The 19,733-nt window shown below is 67.1% G+C and carries 20 protein-coding genes and 1 tRNA gene; 7 read left to right on the top strand and 14 right to left on the bottom strand.

Annotated features, from left to right (window positions below; translation table 11 throughout):
• Positions 1–92 precede the first annotated feature (92 nt).
• A complete protein-coding gene (locus P1K32_RS07120; protein ID WP_276251978.1) occupies positions 93–1,169 on the bottom strand; it encodes a Gfo/Idh/MocA family protein in 1,077 nt (358 codons plus the stop codon).
• 330 nt (positions 1,170–1,499) lie between these two features.
• Positions 1,500–2,417: a ribonuclease Z gene (rnz, locus tag P1K32_RS07115; protein ID WP_276251977.1), complete on the bottom strand. Its 918-nt coding sequence runs from the start codon at positions 2,415–2,417 to the stop codon at positions 1,500–1,502.
• 168 nt (positions 2,418–2,585) lie between these two features.
• Here rnz and P1K32_RS07110 point away from each other — a divergent pair, with 168 nt between their 5' ends.
• The 3 genes from P1K32_RS07110 (at position 2,586) to P1K32_RS07100 (ending at position 5,448) form a co-directional block, all read left to right on the top strand.
• A complete protein-coding gene (locus P1K32_RS07110; protein WP_276251976.1) occupies positions 2,586–3,578 on the top strand; it encodes a DUF7282 domain-containing protein in 993 nt (330 codons plus the stop codon).
• 190 nt (positions 3,579–3,768) lie between these two features.
• Positions 3,769–4,428, top strand: coding sequence for a potassium channel family protein (locus P1K32_RS07105; RefSeq protein WP_276251975.1), 660 nt, complete (start codon positions 3,769–3,771; stop codon positions 4,426–4,428).
• 549 nt (positions 4,429–4,977) lie between these two features.
• A complete protein-coding gene (locus tag P1K32_RS07100) occupies positions 4,978–5,448 on the top strand; it encodes a DUF7384 family protein (protein ID WP_276251974.1) in 471 nt (156 codons plus the stop codon).
• On the opposite strand, the gene P1K32_RS07095 is transcribed toward P1K32_RS07100, so the two are convergent.
• From P1K32_RS07095 to P1K32_RS07060, 8 genes are all read right to left on the bottom strand, one after another.
• Positions 5,445–7,148: a methyl-accepting chemotaxis protein gene (locus P1K32_RS07095; RefSeq protein ID WP_276251973.1), complete on the bottom strand. Its 1,704-nt coding sequence runs from the start codon at positions 7,146–7,148 to the stop codon at positions 5,445–5,447. The two genes, P1K32_RS07100 and P1K32_RS07095, sit on opposite strands and share 4 nt — an antisense overlap.
• 96 nt (positions 7,149–7,244) lie before the next feature.
• Complete coding sequence (locus P1K32_RS07090) at positions 7,245–8,006, bottom strand: SDR family NAD(P)-dependent oxidoreductase (protein ID WP_276251972.1); 762 nt, start codon at positions 8,004–8,006, stop codon at positions 7,245–7,247.
• Between the two features lie 228 nt (positions 8,007–8,234).
• Positions 8,235–8,885 carry a non-canonical purine NTP pyrophosphatase gene (locus tag P1K32_RS07085; RefSeq protein ID WP_276251971.1) on the bottom strand — a complete coding sequence of 217 codons (651 nt, stop codon included), beginning with the start codon at positions 8,883–8,885 and terminating at the stop codon, positions 8,235–8,237.
• 170 nt (positions 8,886–9,055) lie between these two features.
• Positions 9,056–9,331 carry a DUF5808 domain-containing protein gene (locus P1K32_RS07080; RefSeq protein WP_276251970.1) on the bottom strand — a complete coding sequence of 92 codons (276 nt, stop codon included), beginning with the start codon at positions 9,329–9,331 and terminating at the stop codon, positions 9,056–9,058.
• A gap of 269 nt (positions 9,332–9,600) precedes the next feature.
• Positions 9,601–10,017 (bottom strand): EamA family transporter, encoded by a 417-nt coding sequence (locus P1K32_RS07075; protein WP_276251969.1) that lies wholly within the window; start codon positions 10,015–10,017, stop codon positions 9,601–9,603.
• A gap of 53 nt (positions 10,018–10,070) precedes the next feature.
• Positions 10,071–11,819, bottom strand: coding sequence for a bifunctional N(6)-L-threonylcarbamoyladenine synthase/serine/threonine protein kinase (locus P1K32_RS07070; RefSeq protein WP_276251968.1), 1,749 nt, complete (start codon positions 11,817–11,819; stop codon positions 10,071–10,073).
• Between the two features lie 6 nt (positions 11,820–11,825).
• The gene (locus P1K32_RS07065) at positions 11,826–11,957 is read right to left on the bottom strand and encodes a 30S ribosomal protein S27ae (RefSeq protein WP_276251967.1); all 132 of its coding nucleotides are present in this window, start codon (positions 11,955–11,957) and stop codon (positions 11,826–11,828) included.
• Positions 11,958–12,266 (bottom strand): 30S ribosomal protein S24e, encoded by a 309-nt coding sequence (locus tag P1K32_RS07060; protein WP_276251966.1) that lies wholly within the window; start codon positions 12,264–12,266, stop codon positions 11,958–11,960. It abuts the gene before it with no gap.
• A gap of 244 nt (positions 12,267–12,510) precedes the next feature.
• On the opposite strand from P1K32_RS07060, the gene P1K32_RS07055 reads away from it, so the two are divergent.
• A complete protein-coding gene (locus P1K32_RS07055; protein WP_276251965.1) occupies positions 12,511–12,864 on the top strand; it encodes a hypothetical protein in 354 nt (117 codons plus the stop codon).
• 17 nt (positions 12,865–12,881) lie between these two features.
• Here P1K32_RS07055 and P1K32_RS07050 read toward each other — a convergent pair whose 3' ends face one another.
• Positions 12,882–13,904 (bottom strand): AAA family ATPase, encoded by a 1,023-nt coding sequence (locus P1K32_RS07050; protein WP_276251964.1) that lies wholly within the window; start codon positions 13,902–13,904, stop codon positions 12,882–12,884.
• Between the two features lie 157 nt (positions 13,905–14,061).
• On the opposite strand from P1K32_RS07050, the gene P1K32_RS07045 reads away from it, so the two are divergent.
• On the top strand, positions 14,062–14,601 hold the full coding sequence (locus tag P1K32_RS07045) for a hypothetical protein (RefSeq protein ID WP_276251963.1): 540 nt from the start codon (positions 14,062–14,064) through the stop codon (positions 14,599–14,601).
• 206 nt (positions 14,602–14,807) lie between these two features.
• Here the strand turns inward: P1K32_RS07045 and P1K32_RS07040 are convergent, their stop codons facing one another.
• The 3 genes from P1K32_RS07040 to P1K32_RS07030 all read right to left on the bottom strand — a co-directional run bounded on the left by P1K32_RS07040 (position 14,808) and on the right by P1K32_RS07030 (position 18,846).
• Positions 14,808–16,784 (bottom strand): DUF460 domain-containing protein, encoded by a 1,977-nt coding sequence (locus P1K32_RS07040; protein ID WP_276251962.1) that lies wholly within the window; start codon positions 16,782–16,784, stop codon positions 14,808–14,810.
• 618 nt (positions 16,785–17,402) lie between these two features.
• Positions 17,403–18,125: a DUF3105 domain-containing protein gene (locus P1K32_RS07035; RefSeq protein ID WP_276251961.1), complete on the bottom strand. Its 723-nt coding sequence runs from the start codon at positions 18,123–18,125 to the stop codon at positions 17,403–17,405.
• 43 nt (positions 18,126–18,168) lie between these two features.
• The gene (locus P1K32_RS07030) at positions 18,169–18,846 is read right to left on the bottom strand and encodes an enoyl-CoA hydratase/isomerase family protein (RefSeq protein WP_276251960.1); all 678 of its coding nucleotides are present in this window, start codon (positions 18,844–18,846) and stop codon (positions 18,169–18,171) included.
• A 60-nt stretch (positions 18,847–18,906) separates the two neighbouring features.
• On the opposite strand from P1K32_RS07030, the gene P1K32_RS07025 reads away from it, so the two are divergent.
• Positions 18,907–19,545, top strand: coding sequence for a DUF7114 family protein (locus tag P1K32_RS07025; protein WP_276251959.1), 639 nt, complete (start codon positions 18,907–18,909; stop codon positions 19,543–19,545).
• Between the two features lie 53 nt (positions 19,546–19,598).
• A tRNA-Thr gene (locus P1K32_RS07020) sits at positions 19,599–19,670 on the top strand.
• Positions 19,671–19,733 lie beyond the last annotated feature (63 nt).

Raw genomic sequence — 19,733 nt, 5'->3', positions numbered from 1 at the left:
TACCGGCGCTCGCGAGCTGTAAGGTCTGCTTACTGGCCACGCCGCTGGCGCCGACGCTGCCCCGACCGTTCCGGACGGCCGCGCGTCGCCCGCTACTGTACCTGCGTGACGCCGTGGGCCTCCTCCAGCAGGGCCGGCACGTTGACCGCTTCGCCGGTCTCGCTGCTCTGGATGGCGGCAAAGACGATGGCCATCGACTGCAGCGTCGACTGGACGTCGGTCGGCATGGGTTCGCCGCCGTCGAGCCAGGCACAGAACTGCTCGATGAGCCAGGCGTTGGTCCACGTCTCCCGCTCGACCGGCGGGACGTGGTGTCCGTCGTCCCGCCCCGCGCTCTCCCCGGCCCGCTCGTCGTCGCGGCCGAACCGCTCGACGTTCCGGTTGTCCAGGATAACAGTCTCGTCGGCACACTCGGCGCGGAACTGCTCGTGGCCCCAGCCGTTGAGCGTGGTCGCGTTGGCGTAACTCCCCTCGTACTGAGCGCGAGTGCCGTCGGCGAAGGTAAGCGTCACCAGTCCGGTGCAGTCGCCCTGGTAGTCCGCGCCATCCGGCACCCAGGTCTCGGCGGACACCCGTTCACAGGGGGCATCGACCATCGCCGCGAGCATATCCAGATGGTGGATGGCCCCGTCAAGCAGGAGCATGTTCTCCATCTCGTGGACGTACTGCGAGTAGTGGCCCCGCTCGCGGACGTTGCCGGTGAACCGGGCCGTGAGGTAGTCCACGGGACTGGCGTCCTCGACGGCCCGGCGGAACGTCGTCTTGTCCTGGTCGAAGCGGTGGGTCATCGTCAGCCCCATCTTCGCCCCGGCGGCCTCGACCGCCCGCGCGATGCGGACCGACCCCTCGAGGGTGTCGGCGATGGGTTTCTCCGAGAGGATATCCAGCCCGTGGGAGAGGGCGGTGTCGACGACCGACTCGTGGGCCGCCGGCGGTGTGACGACCGAACAGAAGTCGGCGTCGTGGTCGGTCAGTGCGGCGTCGAGGTCGGTGTAACAGCGCTCGGCGGGCAACCCGAGTTCGTCCTGGGCCAGCTCGTGTCGCTCGGGGTCGGTATCGACCGCAGCGACGACTTCGATTCGGCCCGCCTCGACGTTCGGTGGAATCGCCTCGGTGAGCCAGGTCTCTCCCTGGCCACCGAGCCCGACGTGCACCATCCGGTAAGTCATGCATATCGATGCGTCTGGAGGCATAAAGCTCGCACTATTGGACCGCTGTCATGCATTATTGTTCCTGAAAGCACCGTGGCTCCCCCCGCTCGCGCCCCTGGAAGAATCTCCCTGCGTCGTCGGGCGGCGCTGCCGCCCGACTGCCTGCGGGACCGTCGGTCCCGCATCGGTCACCGTTCCGCACCGAGGCGATTCGCTTCGTCGTCGGGCGCCAGAGCCGCCCGACTGCCCGAGGGACCGCCAGGCGGTCCCTCGCTGCTCATCGCCTCGCTCTGCTCGCGGCTTCGCCGCTCGCATTGTCGAGGTTCCTCCCTTCGGTCGGAACCTCGCCTACCCCGAAAACTGCACGTGCCGCTCCATTCCGTCTTCGGCGACGACGACCTCGCCATCGAAGACCTCGCGGGCTTCGGCGCCCAGCTTGTCGGCCTGGCCGGCGTAGCGCGTCGAGATATGTGTCAGGGCCAGCGTCCGGACGCCGGCGTCGCGGGCCACCTCGGCAGCCTCCCGGGCAGTGGAGTGGGCCGTCGCTTCGGCGCGGTCTCGTCGGTCCTCGGCGAAGGTCGCGTCGTGGACGAGCAGGTCCGCGCCGTCGCTGGCCGCGACGACGCTGTCCGTCGGCAGGGTGTCGCCGGTGTAGACGAACGTGCGGCCGGGGCGGGGCGGCCCGACGACTTCCTCGGGCTCGATGGTCCGGCCGTCGTGTTCGATGGCCTCGCCGCGGTGGAGCTTCGAGTACTTCGGTCCCGGTGGGATGCCGAGTTCTGCCTCGGCTTTCTCGCGGTCGAACTCCCCCTTGCGGTCGTCTTCGGCGAGGACGTAGCCGACGGAGGCACAGCGGTGCTCGGTCGCGATTGCCCGCACTTCGTACTCCGGGCGAGAAAGCACCGTGTCGCCGGCCGAAACCTCGTTGATACGAACCGGATAGGACGGGGTGGTGCCGTTGGCTTCGATGAGCTGTTTGACGTTCCCCCGCGTGCCCATCGGGGTGTGGATAGCTATCGGGCGTTCGCGGTCGTTGAAGTCGAACGTCTGTAGCAGCCCCGGAATCCCGAGGACGTGGTCACCGTGCAGGTGCGTCACGAACAGGTGGTCGACGGCGAAGCCGGTGCCGTAGCGCATCATCTGGCGCTGGGTGCCCTCGCCGCAGTCGAAGAGGAGATAGTCGCCGTCCCGGTTACAGAAGATACTGCTCGTGTTGCGCTGGGTCGTCGGGATGGCCCCGCTCGTCCCGAGGAACGTCACTCGCATACTGTCAGGTGTCGGCCGCCCCCGCGTAAACGCGTGTCGAAAGGCAGCCGTGTAATCGCCGGCTTCGCACGTTGTGGGGCGATTACTCCTCGGTTGGCTGTTCCTTCGATTCTGAACTGTCAGCTTAGTTTATCAATCCGCCTTCTGTGCCCTCGCTTGCGTTACAACATGAAACGGACCACGTTACTCGTCGCCGTCGCTGTCGCGGTCGTGACAGCGGCACTCACAGCACAGGCCGGTGCCGTACCCGGCCCGATAGCACAGCAGGAGACACCGACGGAGAGCCCGACACCGTCGCCAGAGGAGACGCCGACCAACGAGACGCCGACCAACGAGACGCCGACCGAGGACGAACCACTGACGCCTGAGAACGAGACCACTGAGGACGGCGTCGTGCCGACGGACAACGAGACCACTGAGGACGGCGTCGTGCCGACGGACAACGAGACCACTGAGGACGGTCCGTCGCTTACCTTCGAGGACCAGGAGACCAACGGCACGACCGTCACCGTCTCGAACGTGACGCTGACCCAGCCCGGCTACGTCGCCATCCACGACGAGACCCTCGAAAACAGCGCCACCGACAGCGTCATCGGCGTCTCTGATTACCTCCCCGCCGGTGAGTACAACAACGTGACCATCACGCTGTTCGACGTCCCGGGGGCCAACTACACCGAGGAGGGGGCCCAGACGTCCGCCCCGGTCCCCAACGAAACGGCAAACGAGTCGGCCAACGAGACGACAAACGACACCGAACCGAGCCTACAGGGCCCGGCGGAACTCACCGCGATGCTCCACGTCGAGACCGACGCGGTGCGGATGATGGCGGCCAACGAGACGCCTGAGACGCCCGAGACGCCGACTAACGAGACGCCGGCCAACGAGACCCCGGAGTCCGACAACCAGACGATGGATGTGGAGGAACCGATGTTCGAATTCGTCGAATCCGGCAGCCTGCTTGACCGCCCCGTCCTCGTCAACGACACGCCCGTCACGGACACTGCGAACGTGACCGTGGCCGAGGACACCGACGAGAACGAGACCGCGACGCCGACCGAGAACGAGACCGCGACGCCGACCGAGAACGAGACCGCGACGCCGACCGAGAACGAGACCGCGACGCCGACCGAGGGGACGGAGACGCCTACGGGGACGTCGTAACACTGTCGGCGCGGTGAGCCGCCACCGCTCGCTTCGCTGCTCGAATCACTCGGCCCGACCGCCGAAGTCGGCCGACCAATCGCTCTTTTCTCTTTTCAGACCGCCAGAATCGGGTCCCCGTTGGGACACAGCTACGCCGACGCCCTGTCACACGTTCACATTTTTGGTGCTGGCTGTCGTATCGACTCGCATGAAGTTCGTCATCGTCGGCTACGGTCGTGTCGGGACCCGGACCGCACACATTCTCCAGAGCGAGGGTCACGAGGTCGCCATCGTCGAGCGGGACCAGGCGAAGGTTGACCGGGCGACCGAAGCCGGCTTCGAGGTCGTCACCGGCGACGGGAGCGAGGAGTCGACGCTCGAGGCGGCGGGCATCGACGACGCCGACGCCATCGGCGCGCTCACCGGCGACCTGAACACCAACTTCACCGCCTGCATGATTGCCAAGGAGCACGGCTGTCGCACCGTCCTCCGCATCGACGCCGACTACCGCGAGGAGATATACGAGAAGTACGCCGCCGACGTCGACGACATCATCTACCCCGAACGGCTGGGCGCCGCCGGTGCCAAGACCGCGCTGCTGGGCGGGGACTTCAACGTCCTCGCTGACCTGACCGAACAGCTCTCTATCGCCAGCATCGACGTGCCCGAGGACTCGGCGGTCATCGGCAAGCGCGTCGTCGAGGTCGAGCTCCCGGGCGACGCGCACATCTACGCCCACGGCCGCGCTCACGAGTCGATGACGATTCCGCTCCCCCAGACCACCATCGAGGCCGGCGACAGCCTGGCGGTGATGACGAGCCACGACGGTATCGACGAGGTGCGCTCGGCGCTCCGTGCCGAGGCCTGAAGTTACGTCTATCACGCGCTTCGGGAACTGGACGGTCGTTGCTTCCTGCTGCAGCGCCGATTCGCAGAGCCAGAAAGCCCCAGCTGTCATCGGGCGCGAAGCGCCCGATTGCCCGCGAGAGCTACGCTCTCGCCCTGGCTGAACTCGGGGGCTCGCTGTCGCCGAGCGACTGGGAGGTTTCTGGCTGTACAGAACACTATTCGCGGCCGTTGTTGGCGGATTTATAGCTAGCAGCGGTACTGTTCAGACTCCCGCAGCTATTGGGACAGCGTCTCGCAAAAGGGGGTGCAAGTAACCGGGCGCGTGACAGGAGGATGGGACGTGCTACAGACGTAGCGAACGTAAGCTGCCAGTTCGCGCCCGTATCTCGGGCGAGGACGGGATTGAATATAAACTCCCGTCAGACAGATGGCAGACGGCACGGCTTTTTGTCACCGCTTCCTACGCGACGTATGGACTGGGCCGACCTGTTTGAGCGCGCCAGCGACCACGAGACAAGCGTCGAAACTGTCCGGGAGGCGCTCGCGGCGCGGCGCCGGGAGGGTGAGGATGACTGAGGCCTCGCCCGCCCGCGTCGTCGCCGATGCAGACGTGCTCGCGGCAGACCTGCTGTGTGGCGGTGACGCCCGGGAAGCGCTTGACCACGTCCGCCGGCACTCGTGGGTCCGGCTCGTGGCCAGCGACGCCTTGCTTGCCGACACAGCGGCCATCATCGCCGACCTGGCCGACCCCGACCTCGCGGCCGACTGGCGCGAGCGAATCGAGCGCGAGCGCGAGCCGGTCGACCATCCCGAGGGCGACCACCCGGCGCTTGCCTCGGCCTACCGGGGCGAGGCCGCCCACGTGCTCAGCTACAACGAGTCCCTGCGGAGCGCGAAGACGGGGCTGGCGCTGCAAGAACATATGCGGGTCAGCGTCCGGACACCCGACGCCTTCGCGAAACTGTTCGACCCCGAGTCGCTGTACGACCTGGTCGAGGGCGGCGAGTATCCGGGCCCGGACCAGGACCCGCGAGCCTAGTCGTCGGCGCTGGGCGCGAAGACCTCGGTGGTCTCGCCGGCGGTGGGTGCCTGGGCCTCGGTCACGTCGAACTGCTGGAGCAGGTCGTGGAGGTCGTCGGTCCGCTCGGCGACCGACTGGACCTCGCCGGTCACCTCCGAGATAGTCGCGGTCTGTTCTTCCGTCGCGGCGGCGACGGACTCGGCCTCCCGCTTTGTCTGGTCGCTGACCTCGGCCACCTCGTCGACGGCGGCGACCACGTCCTGGGTCGTCTCGGCCTGCTCGCCCGTCGCGTCGGATATCTCCTGGATGGCGGCGTTGACCTCCCCGAGCACGTCGACGATGTCCTCGAAGTCCCGCAGCGTCGCCTCGATGCTGTCGGTGCTGCCGGCCACGCGCTCGTTGGTCGCCTCCACGTCCGCGACCGTCTCGTTGGCGCTCTCCTGGACCGCCTCGATGCGCTCCGATATCTCCCCGGCGGCGTCCCGGGTCTCCTCGGCCAGGGATTTGACCTCCTCGGCGACGACGGCGAAGCCGTCGCCGCCGGCGTCTGCGCGGGCGGCCTCGATAGAGGCGTTCAGCGCCAGCATGTTCGTCTGCTCGGCCACCTCGGTGATGAGGTCGACCACTTCGTCTATCTCGGCTATCTCCTCGACCAGCCCCTCGACCGACACCGCAATCTCGTCGATGCGCGCGGTCATCAGCTCCAGTTCGTCGATGGCCGCGGCGGCCTCTGCCCGTCCGTCGCGGCCCCGCTCGGCGGCTCGTTCGGCGGTCTCGGCGGCGTCGGTCGCCGTCGCCGCGATCTCCTCGACGGTGGCCGACAGCGTGTTCATATCGCCCGCCACGGCGTCGTGGCGCTCGGCCTGCCGACTGGCGTCCGCGGAGATGTCCTGGACCGAACGCGCTATCTCGTCGCTCGCGCGGTCTATCTCACTGACGCTCTCGGTGACGCGGTCGCTGGTTCCGGCGACCTCGTCCGCGAACGTCGTCACCTCGCCGACGGTGTCCCCGAGCGTCTCAAGCAGGTCGTTGTAGTCGGTGACGACCTGCTGGAACTGCTCGTCGACGTCCTCGAACTCCGCGTCGATGGTCGCGGTGAGGTCGCCGCCCTTCGCCCGCTCGGCGGCGTCGCCGAAGGCGGTCACCAGCTCGGAGAGCGCCGCCGACCGTTCTTCCAGGTCGGCGGTCATCTCCTGGAGCTCCGTGGTGTACTCGTCCATGTTGGTCGCCATCCGGTCCAGTGACTCGCCGAACGTGCCGGGCACGTCCGCCTCGAGCACCGGGTCGTCGAACTCCTGGGCGGCCAGCGCGTCGGCCTGTCGGGCCACCGTCGCCAGGCTCGCCTGCATCGCCCCGAAAGAGGCGAGGAGGCTCGCCACCTCGTCGCCTCGCTCGCTGTCGGGGACGTCGACGTCGATTTCGCCGGCCGCGATGCGGTCGGCCCGCTCCGAGAGGGTGACTATCGGGTCGACCATGTCCTCGCGCGTGATGAAGACGGTGTTGGCGAAGGCGACGATGGCCCCGGTCAGCAGGAGGCCGGTGAGCACGAACTGTGCGAGGCCGGTGAGCGTGAACGCGACGACGGCCAGCCCCACCGAGGCGCCAAACTGGAGCCCCACCGCTGCGAGCACTTTCCGCTCTATCGAGCCGGACACCCCGACGAGGTCAAGTGAGCGGCGTATCAGCTGCTTGTACTGTTCGACGACTGGTGCTGCCATACTGAGATATCTCAGCTTGTCCTACTTCAATCTCGACCGCTATTATCAATACATGATAATGCAGGGCCAGACACGACTCTCGTGGGGGCAAACGCGTTACCGCCCGCTGTTGACCCACTGGGTCACACGCCGGACGACTGGCCGTGGCGCGACCCGGGACAGCAGGTCCACGGCGCGCATCGCCCGGCTCGGGATGACGACGGTTTCGCCGCCCATCAGGCCCCTGTAGGCCGCTTCAGCGACGTTCTCGGGCGTGTTCGAGCTGACCGACCCCACCGACGACTCGCCCATCCCCGCCCGGTCGGCGAACTCCGTATCGACCGGCCCGGGACAGACCAGCGTCACGTCGACCTCGCCCCGGAGCTCCTCGGCGATGGCCTCGGTGAAACTGTTGACGTAGGCCTTGCTCGCGTAGTACGTCGAGAGTCCGGGGCCGGGTGCCATCCCCGCCATCGACCCGACGTTCAGCACTTTTCGGCAGTCGTCGAGGAAGAGCCGCGTGAGCTCGACCGGCAACACGACGTTGAGCCGGAGCTGGGTCCGCTCGGCGTCTATGTCGCTGTCGGCGAAGGGCCCGTACGTGCCGACGCCGACGTTGTTGACGAGGATGTCGATATCGAGCCCACGGTCGGTGACGGCCTCGTGGAGGTCCATCGCCGCCGCCGCATCGTCTAAGTCCATTGCGATCGGCGTGGCCGTCACGCCCTGGGCTTCCAGCTCTCCGGCGAGCCGCTCCAGGCGCTCCTCCCGCCGGGCCACAAGCACCACGTCGTGCCCGTGGGCGGCGAACTCCCGGGCCAGCGCCGCGCCGATGCCCGCCGAGGCGCCCGTGACGAGCGCGGTGCCGGGCTCGCTCATCGTTCCACCGCCCCGTCACGTCGGACGCGCCGGCGGCGTTGCAACAGCGCCACGTCGCGCCGTCGCCGCAACGTCCGACAGACGCTGTCCCATCTGTCGACGGACGCCTCGCTCATCGTACGGCCTCCCACTCACCGCGTGGTCGCGGTTCGGGGTGCAACGCCGTCGCGTCGCTCCGGCGTTGCAACTTCCGAAAGACGCTGGCGCGTCTTTCGACGGACGCCTCGCTCATCGCTCGGCGTACCACTCCGCGAACTTCGCCAGCGCCCGCCCGCGGTGGGAGACGGCGTTTTTCTCGTCGGTGCTCATCTCCGCGAACGTGGTCCCGTCGTGCTCGAAGATGGGGTCGAAGCCGAAGCCGCCCTCGCCGCGCGGGGCGACGATTTCGCCAGGGACCCGCCCTTCGAACAGCTTGACCGGCAGCGCGTCCTCGCCGCCCTCGACCTGTGCGTCCGTCGTCGCCCCGCCGCGGTCGGCGGCGGCGATGTCCTGGCCGCGCCGCTCGTCGCGGTCGACTGGTTCGGGGGTCGCGGCGAAATCGTCCCCGTCACAGTAGGCGATGACAGTCTTGAACGCCGCACCGTGGTCGTTCTCGGGCTCGGTCATGCGCCAGACGCGCTCGATGCCGACTCTGTCCTCGACGTAGGAGGAATAGGGCCCCGGAAACCCGTCGAAGGCGTCGATAAAGAGGCCGGCGTCGTCGACGATGACCGGTCCGTCGGCCGCCCGATAGGCCTCGCGGGCGCCGTGGGCCGCCACCGCCCCGAGCTCGTCGGCCTGTACCTCGGGGTAGTCGAAGTCGAACTGGACCACCTCGTCGTCCAGGTAGGCCGTCGCCTCCCGGACCTTCCCGGGGTTGGTCGTTACGAAGTTGAGCATACCGCTACCAGGGCGGTCCCACACAAAAGAGGCGTCGAAAACTGGCTCCCGGCTGCGCCGGTCGCATCTACCCGCCGACGAGTTGGCGGGTCATACTGCCAGCTGTAACAAACTGACGTAATTCGCCACCCCGGGTGGCGAATATCGTTACGAACTTACAGCCGGCAGTATCAGTCGACGACGACTTCGACTGGCTCGTCGGCTTCTTCGCCCTCGAACTCCTCGCCGTCGCCCCGGCGCTCCTGATACAGCATCGCGCCGGCGACCGCCAGTACGATCCACGCGCGCCAGTTTGCCAGGTTCAGCGTGTACCCGATGCCAAAGGGCTTCTCGACGAGCATGTCCTCGCCGGGCTTCCAGTACGACGACACGAGCCGTTTCAGGCTGGGCCGCTCGAAGTTGTACGGGACGCCGAACAGTTCCCCAGACTGGGGTTTGTCTACCATATGCGACTGTACTCGCGGGTGGACTAAATTCCTTCCCCCCGACCTTTTTCTGCGTCGGGTGTCCTCGGGCCGCTTCGCGGCCCTGTGGGCACCACTCCTTGAAAAACGTCGATGAAAAAGGCGCGAATCGCCGCACAGCGGCGATTCGCGTGAACCGGCGGCCGGAGGCCGCCGGATGCTACTACCGCCTCGCTCTGGTTTGCTCTCTCGGCAGCCCTGCCCTTCCCCGGTGGCAGCGACGGAGCGCTGCCACGGCCACCGCGACCGCCTTACTCCACCGAAGTCAGGTAGATAGCGGCGACGGCCAGCCCGATACCGGCGACTTTGCGGCCGGTCAGGGGTTCGTCGAGGAAGGCGATACCGAGGATGGAACTGGTGGCGATGAACATCCCGAAGATGGGGACGACGACGCTGACCGGGCCGGCCGCGAGCGCCCGGTAGTACGAGATGATACCCACCGTCAGTGCGATGCCCGCACCGTAGGCGTAGATGGACCGCTCGTGGGTGAGATACGGTGTCACCGAGACGTCCGCGGTGAGGATGATGCCCGCGGCGGCGATGACGAGGATGCCGTTGGATATCAACAGGACCACGTCACTGGGGATGTCCGCGGTCGCGAGTTTCACCAGCGGCGGGACCGCCGTGTAGCCAAGCAGCGCGATGATAGCCCAGACGAGATAGCGCATCTGGCGCGGCTACGGCGGCCAGAAAGGTGTGCGTTCCGGCTCGGTCGTCCGCCCTACTGGTAGCGGCCGCGACCCTCGATGTCGGCCAGGCTGGCGAAGACGGCGTCCGCGTGGTCGCTCTCGTCGCGGTAGGCCTCGCGTGCCGCCGAAAACAGCGCTTCGGGGTCATCGGCGGTGCCGGCGAGTGACTGGGACAGCACGTGGAGGTCCATCGCGTGGTCTTCCGGCTCGCCAGTGGCGTAGCCCAGCCCGAAGTCGATGAGGAACACCGACCGACCGTCAGCCGTCCCGTTGCCCCCGACTCTGACGTTCCGCGTCGTCGGGTCGCCGTGGACGAAGCCGGCGTCGTGGATGCGGGCGAGATGTCCGCCGACTGCGGCTACGGTCTCGGCGCCGAGGCGCTCGCGCAGGTCGGCCGCCCCGACGCGCTGGAAGACGATGCGGGCCGACTCTGGGTCGACGTCCAGCACGAGTGGCGTCGGAACGCCGCTGCGCCGAGCCTCGCTTGTCAGCCGTACTTCCTGCCGGGTGCGCTCGGTCCGCAGCCGCTCGTCGAGCGCGGGATGCCGGTAGCTCCTGGGGTTGCGCTCCTTGATGACGCGGTCGGCCTCGATGGTGACCGTCGCCTCCGCCCCCTGGACCTCGCTTTCACTCCGGTCGCGTCGGTCGACGGACTCCTGGTCTGCTCGCGGGCGTCGCCCGCTCGCCTGTCCGGCGGGACCCACGGGGTCCCGCCCTCGCCACGTCACTTCGACCTCGTCTGGCCGGAAGTTCGAGTCGATGGCCGACTCGGCGATTTCGAGGGTGTCGCCGGCGGCGTACATCTTCGCGCCCAGCATCGCTATCATCCCGGCGTTGTCCCGCAGGAAGCGGTTCTCCGGGGCATAAAACGCTGCGCCGCGTTGCTCGCACATCGCTTCGAGCATCCCCTGGAGGCGCTGGTTCTGGCCGACGCCGCCGCCCAGCACCAGCTCGTCCGCGCCGGTAAGGGAGAGCGCCCGCTCGGAGACCTCGGTGAGCATCCCGAAGATGGTCTCTTCGAGGCCGCGGCAGACGTTATCGACGGGCACGCCGTCAGACTCGCGACGCTCGTCTGACGAGCCTCCGCTCACATCGCTCGCGGAGACCCCGTCGTCTACCGCTTGCTTCGCGGCGCTCATGACCCCCGAAAAGGAGAAGTCCATCCCCTTGACGACGTAGGGTAGCGGGTGGTACTCGCCCTCTCTGGCGTGCTGTTCGACCTTCGGGCCGCCGGGGTGTTGCCAGCCGATATGCCGAGTGAATTTGTCGATGGCGTTGCCCGCACCGGTGTCCATCGTCTCGCCCAGTACCCGGTAGCGGCCGTTGCGATACCCCAGCACGTGGGCGTTCGCGCCGGAAGCGTTCAGGCAGACGGGCGAGTCAAAGCCCGAGCGGTGCCGGCCCACCTCCAGGTGGGCAACCATGTGGTTGACGCCGACCAGCGGCACGTCAAAGCGCTGGGCGACCGCTCGCGCCGCGGTGGCGACGATGCGCAGGCAGGGACCGAGGCCGGGCCCACGCGAGAAGGCGACCGCGTCGAACGGGGCGTCCTCGTCGGCGCCGGAACGCTCTCGGGCGTGGGAAATGGCCGTCTCGACCACCTGCGGAATCTTCTCGCCCATGTGTTCGGCGGCCTCACGCGGGTGGATGCCGCCGCTATCGGGCTGGTAGGCGTCGGTCTCGATGAAGACGTGGTCGTCGCTGGGGTCGTCCAGATCGTCAGTTTCGAAGACCGCAGCGCTGGCTGCCCAGGCGGTTCCCTCGATACCGAGAATCCGCATCGCGCCCTACTTCCACTCGGTGTAGCCGCACTTCCCGCAGTGCTGGCGGTCGTCGTGGTCGGCAAGCACCGTGTCACCGCAGCGCGGGCACATCTCCTTCGTTAGCTCGCCGTCCTCGTAGTAATCGGAGCGGGGCATCTATGCTTCCTCCGCCTCTTCTTCGCCGTCGGCGACAATCTTGTTGCGCTCGAGCATGTGGTCCTGCTCGACGTCGCGGGCGTGCTCGGGGCTCTCGTAGACCTTCGCGTAGCCGATGGTCTTTCGCATCCCGAACTTCGTGTCGAGCTTGTGGATGACGACCTCTTCGGCGTCCTTGTTCAGCGTGGCTGCGAGGGAGTCACGCACGGAGAGTCGGGAGGGCGTGGCCTCCTCGTGGACGACCTCGAAGCGGACGTCCGTTCGGTGCAACATGGGATTCTCGTCTTCCTCGATGATGTCGATTTCCATGGTTCGTTGTCCATAGATTCCCGTCGTAGCGCCTAAAAGGATTTCGAAGCCACTACTCCGCTCTCACACGCTTCGTGCTACCACGGTCGCCCAGCGACGACACTCGTAACTGCCATCGCCGACCCCATCCGATAAGTGTTGGCTGTGCGAACAGACTCCCGAGGGAGTTCCTATCTACTCGAAACACCACTTCCTTCTCTCCGTCGCCGTCGGCCTGGCCGCCGGCCTCTACGCCGGGCTGGACTTGCTGACCGGACTCGGCTGGGTCACCTTCGCTGCAGTCGTCGGGGTCGGCATCGACTTCGACCACTTCCTCGTCGCCTGGTACAACACGGGCGACCCGCGGGCGATTCGCTACTGTCTCCGGAACCCGAAGGCGGTGTTCGTCGACCAGGAGTCCATCTTCTACGAGTGCGAACTCGGTAAGCTCGACCGCCTGCTCAGCCACATGCTCGTCGGTGGACCCGTAGTCGCTGTGCTCTGGGCGCTCGCACCGACGCTCGCGGCCCTGGCCGCCGCGTCGCTGTACGTCCACGTCGTCGCCGACCTGGTCCAGGACATCCGGGACGTGCGGGCCGGAACCGGGTCGCTGGGCTGAGGCTGGTCCGAGGCCGTTCACCCCTGCCCGTATCGGAGCTGGCCGATATCCGCAAGCAGTCGCGAGAGGTGAATCCGCTCGTTGGCCGCTTCGGTCAGCGCCATGTCGGCCTCGCCGGCGAGTTCGTGGACCGCTGCCAGCCGCTTTCCCGAGTACCGCGAGCGGGCCACGTCGAGCAGTTCTTCAATTACGTCATCAGCTCCATAGCCCTCGTCGACGAGCAGGTCATCGAGCTCGGAGCGCGCGTCGGTGAACCGCCCCTCCTCGGCGGCCTCGACCATCGACTCGACGGCGTCGTCCGCTTCCAGTCCCGTGAGCGTCTCGTAGGCCGTCTCCATCGTCACCTCGCCGGTCTCCTCGTAGGTGGTCTGGGCGGCAAGCACCGCTGTCCGGAGGTCCCCTTCTGCGTAGCCGGCGACGTACTCCAGCCCGTCGTCGTCGTGGTCGACGCCCTCCTCGGTGACGATAGTTTCCAGCACGCCGACGGCCTCGGCGTGGGTCGGGCCGCGCATCACGACCGGGAAACAGCGCGAGCGAATCGGCGGAATCAGTGCGGAGGGCTGGCGCGTGGCGATGACGAACTGCGTCGCCTCGTAGTACTGTTCCATCACCCGGCGCAGGGCCTGCTGGAAGTCCTCGCGCATCCCCTCGGCGTTGTCGAGAAGGATGGTCTTGTAGGACCCAGACATCGGCGTGTAGCTGGCCGACTCCTTCAGCACGTGGTTGATGAGGTCGGCCTTCGAGGAGTCCCGGCGGCGCTTGCTGTCGATAAAGGACGAAAACCGGGGGTCGTTGGCGACCTCCTTTTTTGTCATGTCGAACACGTCGGCGACGTTGAGTTCGGTGAAGTCGGCGTCGGGGTTCTCGTGGACCTCGCGGGCGTAGGCCCGAACGGCGGCGGTCTTGCCCGCCCCTTTCGGCCCGTGGACCAGCAGGTTCATGGGTTCCTGAAGCGCTCCCTGGAGGTGCTCGCGAGCCTCCGGCTGTGGGATGTCTTCGAGTGCCGGCGCGTGCGTCTCGGTCCACAGCGGCGCGTCCATCTGTTGGCTGGGCGTAGGCGAGGGGCCGTCAAATATTCCGCGGTTGGTCGGCTTTCCGAGTCCCGCGACACTCGTTACGACGTGTGGCGTCGCAGGTTGTCTCCACAGACTGATGCGCTATGTTTTTTTTAATAAGATTCGAATGTCGAACAATACGGTGGCCGAGGAATCGACTGGGACGGTGACCAAAGGCTTCGTCGTCGTTGCAGCGCTCTCTGTCGCGCTCGCGTTCTGGGGGCTCTTGTTCGCACTGGTGTATCCGGACATAGCCGTCTTCACCCCGCTCGCACGGCTCGTCTATTCGCTCGGCGTCTTCGGCACCAGCCCCCTCCTCCTGTGGTATCGCTACAGGAACTCCGAATCGCGAAAGCGGGCGAAGATTCGTCGTGAGGCTTCTACCGCCGAGGATGACGACCCACACTCGCGTGAGCCCCCCTCAGAGACTGCCGAGGTAACGGCGCTTGCGAAGGGCGGCCTGCCGGCCGGATACCTATCAACCGTCAAACTACTGGCTGGGGTCGCTGGTATGACTTCGACTGCTACGCTTATCGGGGTGAGCGTGCCGTTCAGTCTGCCCGTGGTCGGTTCTGTCTCACTCGTCTGGTATCTGTATCCGCTGCTGGGGCTCGCGGGGTACTTCTTTTATATATGGTTCTTCGACGCTGTCGGGGACTTGCTCTACAGAGTGGTCAGCTAAGCTCGCCGCTATCGGGTCTCTCAGCATTGTCAGCGGCCGGCCCATCGGTGAGTCCCGTCTCCCCCTCACGGTGGTTCGGGGCTCTCTCCGACCGGAGGCCGCATGGCTTCCGTCTCGACATCGGCGCACGGTCGTCTGTCCGTCGGATGCGCCGAGTGACACGTCACTCTGCGCTGCTGTCATCGGATTCGTTGCCCCCGTGCCGACTACTCCCCACTCACGGGCCTGTCGGCCCGATGCTCGCTGATAATCTGGTCGACCATCTCGGCGTTCTGTTCCTGGCGGCGCTCCTCGGCTCGCTCGTGCCAGTCCTCGATAGCGTCCTCGACGGCCTCCTCGCGGGCGATGGCGAGTTCGTCGACCTCCTGGACGGGAACCATCTCGGCCGGGGCGACGGGAATCTCGTGGTCGAACAGCACCTCGTCGGCGGCCTCGGAGAGATTCTCGTTGCGCAGCACCAGCCGCGGGTCGACGTCGGCCAGCCGCTCGGCCGTGGATTTCCCGGCCCCGGAGGCGTCCCGGAACATGACGATATCGCCCGCCGCGAGCCCGAACTGCTCGTCGGCCTCGTCGATGGCGCTGCGGGTGAACTGCTCGACGACCTTCACCGGGACCAGCCCCTCCTCGTGTTCGGAGACGTCGGCGAAGTTCGAGTGGTCGAGCTTCCAGAGCTCCTTGAGCCGCTCCAGTTTCTCGCCCAGTTGTTTGCGCTTTTGTTTCTCTTCCTCGACCGTGCGTTCGAGGGCCTCGTTGCGTCGCTCCAGTCTGGTTACCTCGCGGTCCTTGCGGACCTCCCGGCGCCCCTCCTGTCTCGCTTTCTCCAGCTGTTTGTCCTTCTCCTGCAGTTGCTCGTCCTTCTGCTGGATGGTCCCCTTGAGCTCCTCGACGTGGTCTTCCAGCCGGTCGATGCGGGCCTGTAGCCGTTTTATCTTCTTCTCGTCGGCGGTGAGTTCCCGCGGCTGGTGGCTGGCGGCGTCCTCTTCGGGTTCGTCCTCGCCCTCGATGTCCCGCAGCACCGACTCGACTGACTCCTCGCCGGCGACGACCCGGGCGACGACGGGGCCGACCTCGTGGCGCGCGGGCACCTTCTGTGCGACTCGCTCGAACTGGCTCTCGTGGCCGTCGAAGGCATAGAGCGCGGCGGCCATCGCGTCCCGCTCGTGGTCGTTGTCGTACCCCTCCTCGCGGGTCCGGTGTTTCTTCTCGTCGACCGGCAAGTCGCGTTCGGGCGCCCAGCCCGCCGCGTCGAACGAGCGGCGGAACTTCTCGACGGTCTCGGGTATCGGCGTCACGTCGGCGGCGACGACGACCGGCCGGCCGCGCTCGATTATCCACTCGATGACGTCGGCCTGGTCGCTGGTCCGCGAGGAGTAGACGTCCAAAACTTCGCCGTCCAACCCGACGATGGCGACCGCCGTCGTGGTGCCGGGGTCGACGCCGACGACGACGTGGTCCCGCCGTTTCGCCAGCGGGCGGAACTCGATCCCGTCCCGGCGCACCCGCTCGATTTCGACGCGGGTGTCGCCCGACCGATGGGTGGAGACGGGGATATCCTGGGGCCGCCCCTCGACCCGGAAGACGGCGTTCGAGAAGCCGCCGTACTTCTCGGTCACGTCCCGTTCGTACGCCAGGCCGGCCGCGTCGAGTTCGGACTCGACCTCGCGGGCCTGGGTCTTGACCGCGCCGTGGATGCGTCGCGTGTAGCGGTCCTCCGACCACCCTCCTTTTCCGGTCGAGCGGCCCCGAGAGACCTTCACTTCCGTCGTGTCGGTGAAGGCAGAGACTTCCTGGCCGACGTTGGCGGCGGCGAGCCTGGCGGCGGCCTCCGCTTCCTTCATGGGCTCTTTGCCGTAGGGGACACCGTGGCGCTTGGCCACCCGCGAGAGCGGTTCCGGTCGCTCGTCGCCGGTCACCTGCACCAGTTTCGTCTCGTCTGGCAGCGACCCGAGGAAGTGGACCAGCTGGTCCTTGTCGGCGGCCAGTTCGTACATGTTGTCCGTCGCCACGATGGCGGGTTCCTCGCTCTCGATTCGCCGCCTGAGTTTCCGCCGTGAGACGACGTCCCGCTTGAGTTCGTCGCCGTTGAACACCACGAGCGCGTAGGAGGGCGCGTCCCCGCGGACGTCACCGCTCTGGATATCTACCCCGAAGATGACGGCGTCGAGCGCTGCCGTACGGTTCACGGGGGCGGCAAGGGGGTGCGTGATAATAAATGTCGTTCCGCGGCCAGGGGTTGTGGTTGGTGTCGCGGTAGTTGGTGCTGAGAGCGAGAAAGCCACGGTACGATTGGACATCGACAGCACTGCGGACAGCCAGAAAGCCCCCGCCCGCTCGACTACTGCGGCTCGTTGTGCTCCTCGGTCACTTCGTTCCCTGCGGTGCTTACTTCGTGGTTCGAGAGAGCTTCGCTCTCTCGTCATCACGAAAGGCGCTTTGCGCCTTTCGAGCGACCTCGTGCGTCGAGCGGGCGGCCCCTTTCAGTCCCACCCGTAGCCAGTTGGTCAAACAACGCTGGGTGGGACTGAAAGGGGCGGCTGGCTAGACGAAGGCGGCCGACGCAAGGCGCGAGGCGCTACGCGCCTCGGCACGTGCTCACGGGCCTTCGGCCCGTGAGCAGACACCGCAGGCCGAAGGCCGAGGAGCACAGCGAGGCCCCCGAGTCTAGCCAGGGCGAGAGCGTAGCTCTCGCGGGCAATCGGAAGCTTCGCTTCCGATGACAGCCGGGGCTTTCTGGCTGTGCACAACAGTATCTGGTCCAGTAATACCCTCGATTCAAACCTCAACTGTAAAACGAAACCAGCCTAGCGAACCGGATTCTCGGGACCGCGGCCGATGAACTCGGAGAGGAACTCGTAGACGGTCTGTGCGTCGTAGCTGTCCATGTACATCCGGTTGCGCCACGCGGTCAGGACGAAGTCGGACTCTGGGTTCTCGTTGGGGTTCGGGAGGACGATGACGCTACGCCAGGTACCGGTGTGGGTCGCAGCGAACTCCTGGAGGCTGGTCCGGCTGGACTCGTTCAGCGCGCCCTCGTCGTAGTAGATGACGACGGCACCGTGTTCCAGCGAGTGCACGATGTTACCTGCCGACTGGGACTCCTCGTAGAACCCGCCCTCGGTCGGCCTGTCGTAGTGGGGGCCCGAAAGCGGCGGTGACCGCTCATAGTCGATGTTCTGGCCCTCGCTTACGTGCTCGCTCCCTTCACTCTCGAACTCTTCGACCGAGGAGAGGGTCTCGCTGTCGCCCGAGTCTTTCAGCGACTCGCTCTCGATGCCGTCGGGCGAGACGCCATCGCCGCCGCCGCCCGAGAAGAACGACAGGTAGAGCGTCGCGCCGACGGCGATGGCGGCGCCGATGGCAACCGCCAGCGCCATCAGCGAGATGCCCGACTCGTCGTCGCTCTTTCGGCTGTCGACGCGCCGCTGGTCGATGGCGCCGAGTTCTCCGTCGTGGTCGTCGGCGAGATGGTCCAGGTACGAATCCTCGCCGTCGAACGACTCCCCGCAGTAATCGCAGTCCACCATTGGGACTACCGTATGCAGCGGGGGGTTTTGAACGTACTGCTACCTAGAACGCAGCGGATTCGACGAGCTCGGCGAACGCCGCGCGCTCGCGCTCGTCGCCGGCCGCCTGGTCGGCGTCGTCCCGCAGTCGTCCCTTCAGCCTCCGGAGCGCGCCGCCGTCGACGGCGGCCAGTTCGTCGGCCACGGCACGGGGGTCCTCGGTGACCCGCGAGACCAGTCCCATCCGCAGGGCCGCCTCGGCGTCGACGGTCCGGCCCGACAGCGCGAGGTCGAGCGCCTCGCCCTCGCCGACGACGCGGGGCAGGCGCGTCGTCCCGCCCCACGCGCCAAAGAGCCCGAGTTTCACGCCCGTCTCGGCGAACGTCGCCGCGGGCGTGGCGACTCTGATATCGCAGGCAAGCGCCAGCTCGACGCCCCCGCCTCTGGCCGCGCCGTCGATACCGGCCACGACCGCGCCGTCGTAGCCTTCCAGCGCGTTCGCGACCCGCTGGCCCAGCGCGGCGAAGTCGGCCGCCGCGTCCGCATCGAGCGCGCGTACCTCCGCCAGGTCCGCGCCGGCACAGAAGGCCGTCCCCTCTCCGCGGAGATAGATGACCGGCTCGGTCGCGTCCGCGACGGCCCGTTCCAGATCACGAAGGGCCTCGCTGTCGAGCGCGTTGCGCTGTCCCGGTCGCGCGAGCGTCAGTACGCAGACGTCGCCCTCGACCGTCGTCCGTATCATGTCACCGCTGACGGTGGTGTTTCCAAAGGTCTTTGCCCTTGCCACCGCTACCATTCGGCAATGGAGGAAGTGGCGGCGGTCCGCCGTGCCGCGCTGGCGGGTGTCGACGACGTCGAACCCGAGCGACTCCGTGACCGTCTCACCGCCCGGCTCGACGACGCCTCGCTCGCCCCGGGCGTGCTGACGCTCGTCGCCGAGGCGGCCGCTCGCGGCATCCCGGCCGCCGACAGCGACGCGGACCGCGCCGCCGGCGTCCAGCTCATCTACGAGGGCCTCACGCTGACCCGACGGCTCGCCCGCGACGACCCTTGGACCACCGGCGACCGCGACGCCGCCGACCTGGACATTCTCATCGCCGACATCCTCGTCTCCCGCGGGTTCTACCTGCTGGCCCGGACCGACGCCGCCGCGGCCGCCGTCGACGTGGTCCGCGAGTTCGGGAAGGACCAGACCGAACTGCGGACGACTGGCGACGACGACCTGGACGGCAATCTGGAGGTCGACATCTGCGACCTCGCCGTCGTCGCGGGCCTCACCGCTGGTGGCCAGGAACCGACGCCCGAACTGCGCGCGGTCGGCGTCGACCTGGCCGCCGACGGGCTGCCCGAGGCCGAGACCGTGCTGAGCGGTGGGGTGGCCGAGGAACTGGCCGGTCACACCGGGGCAAATCAGGGGACCGAAGCCGCCGCCGACCACTGACTGCGGGCACGAATCGAAACGCCTAAAGACAATTGCCGGATAGAGAAAAGTGCGCCTGGGTAGCTTAGCGGTAAAGCGCGTCCTTGGTAAGGACGAGACCCCGGATTCAAATTCCGGCCTAGGCTTTCTCTAAGCGACTGACCCGGAAGCGACAGCGACGGGTCCGTCGCGCGTGGAAAGCCGGACAC

Origin of the sequence: Haloarcula rara, from assembly GCF_029338235.1 — an archaeon.
Lineage (GTDB): Archaea > Halobacteriota > Halobacteria > Halobacteriales > Haloarculaceae > Haloarcula > Haloarcula rara.
Note: the sequence above shows the minus strand (reverse complement) of the source record. Positions and strands in the feature narration are given on the sequence as shown.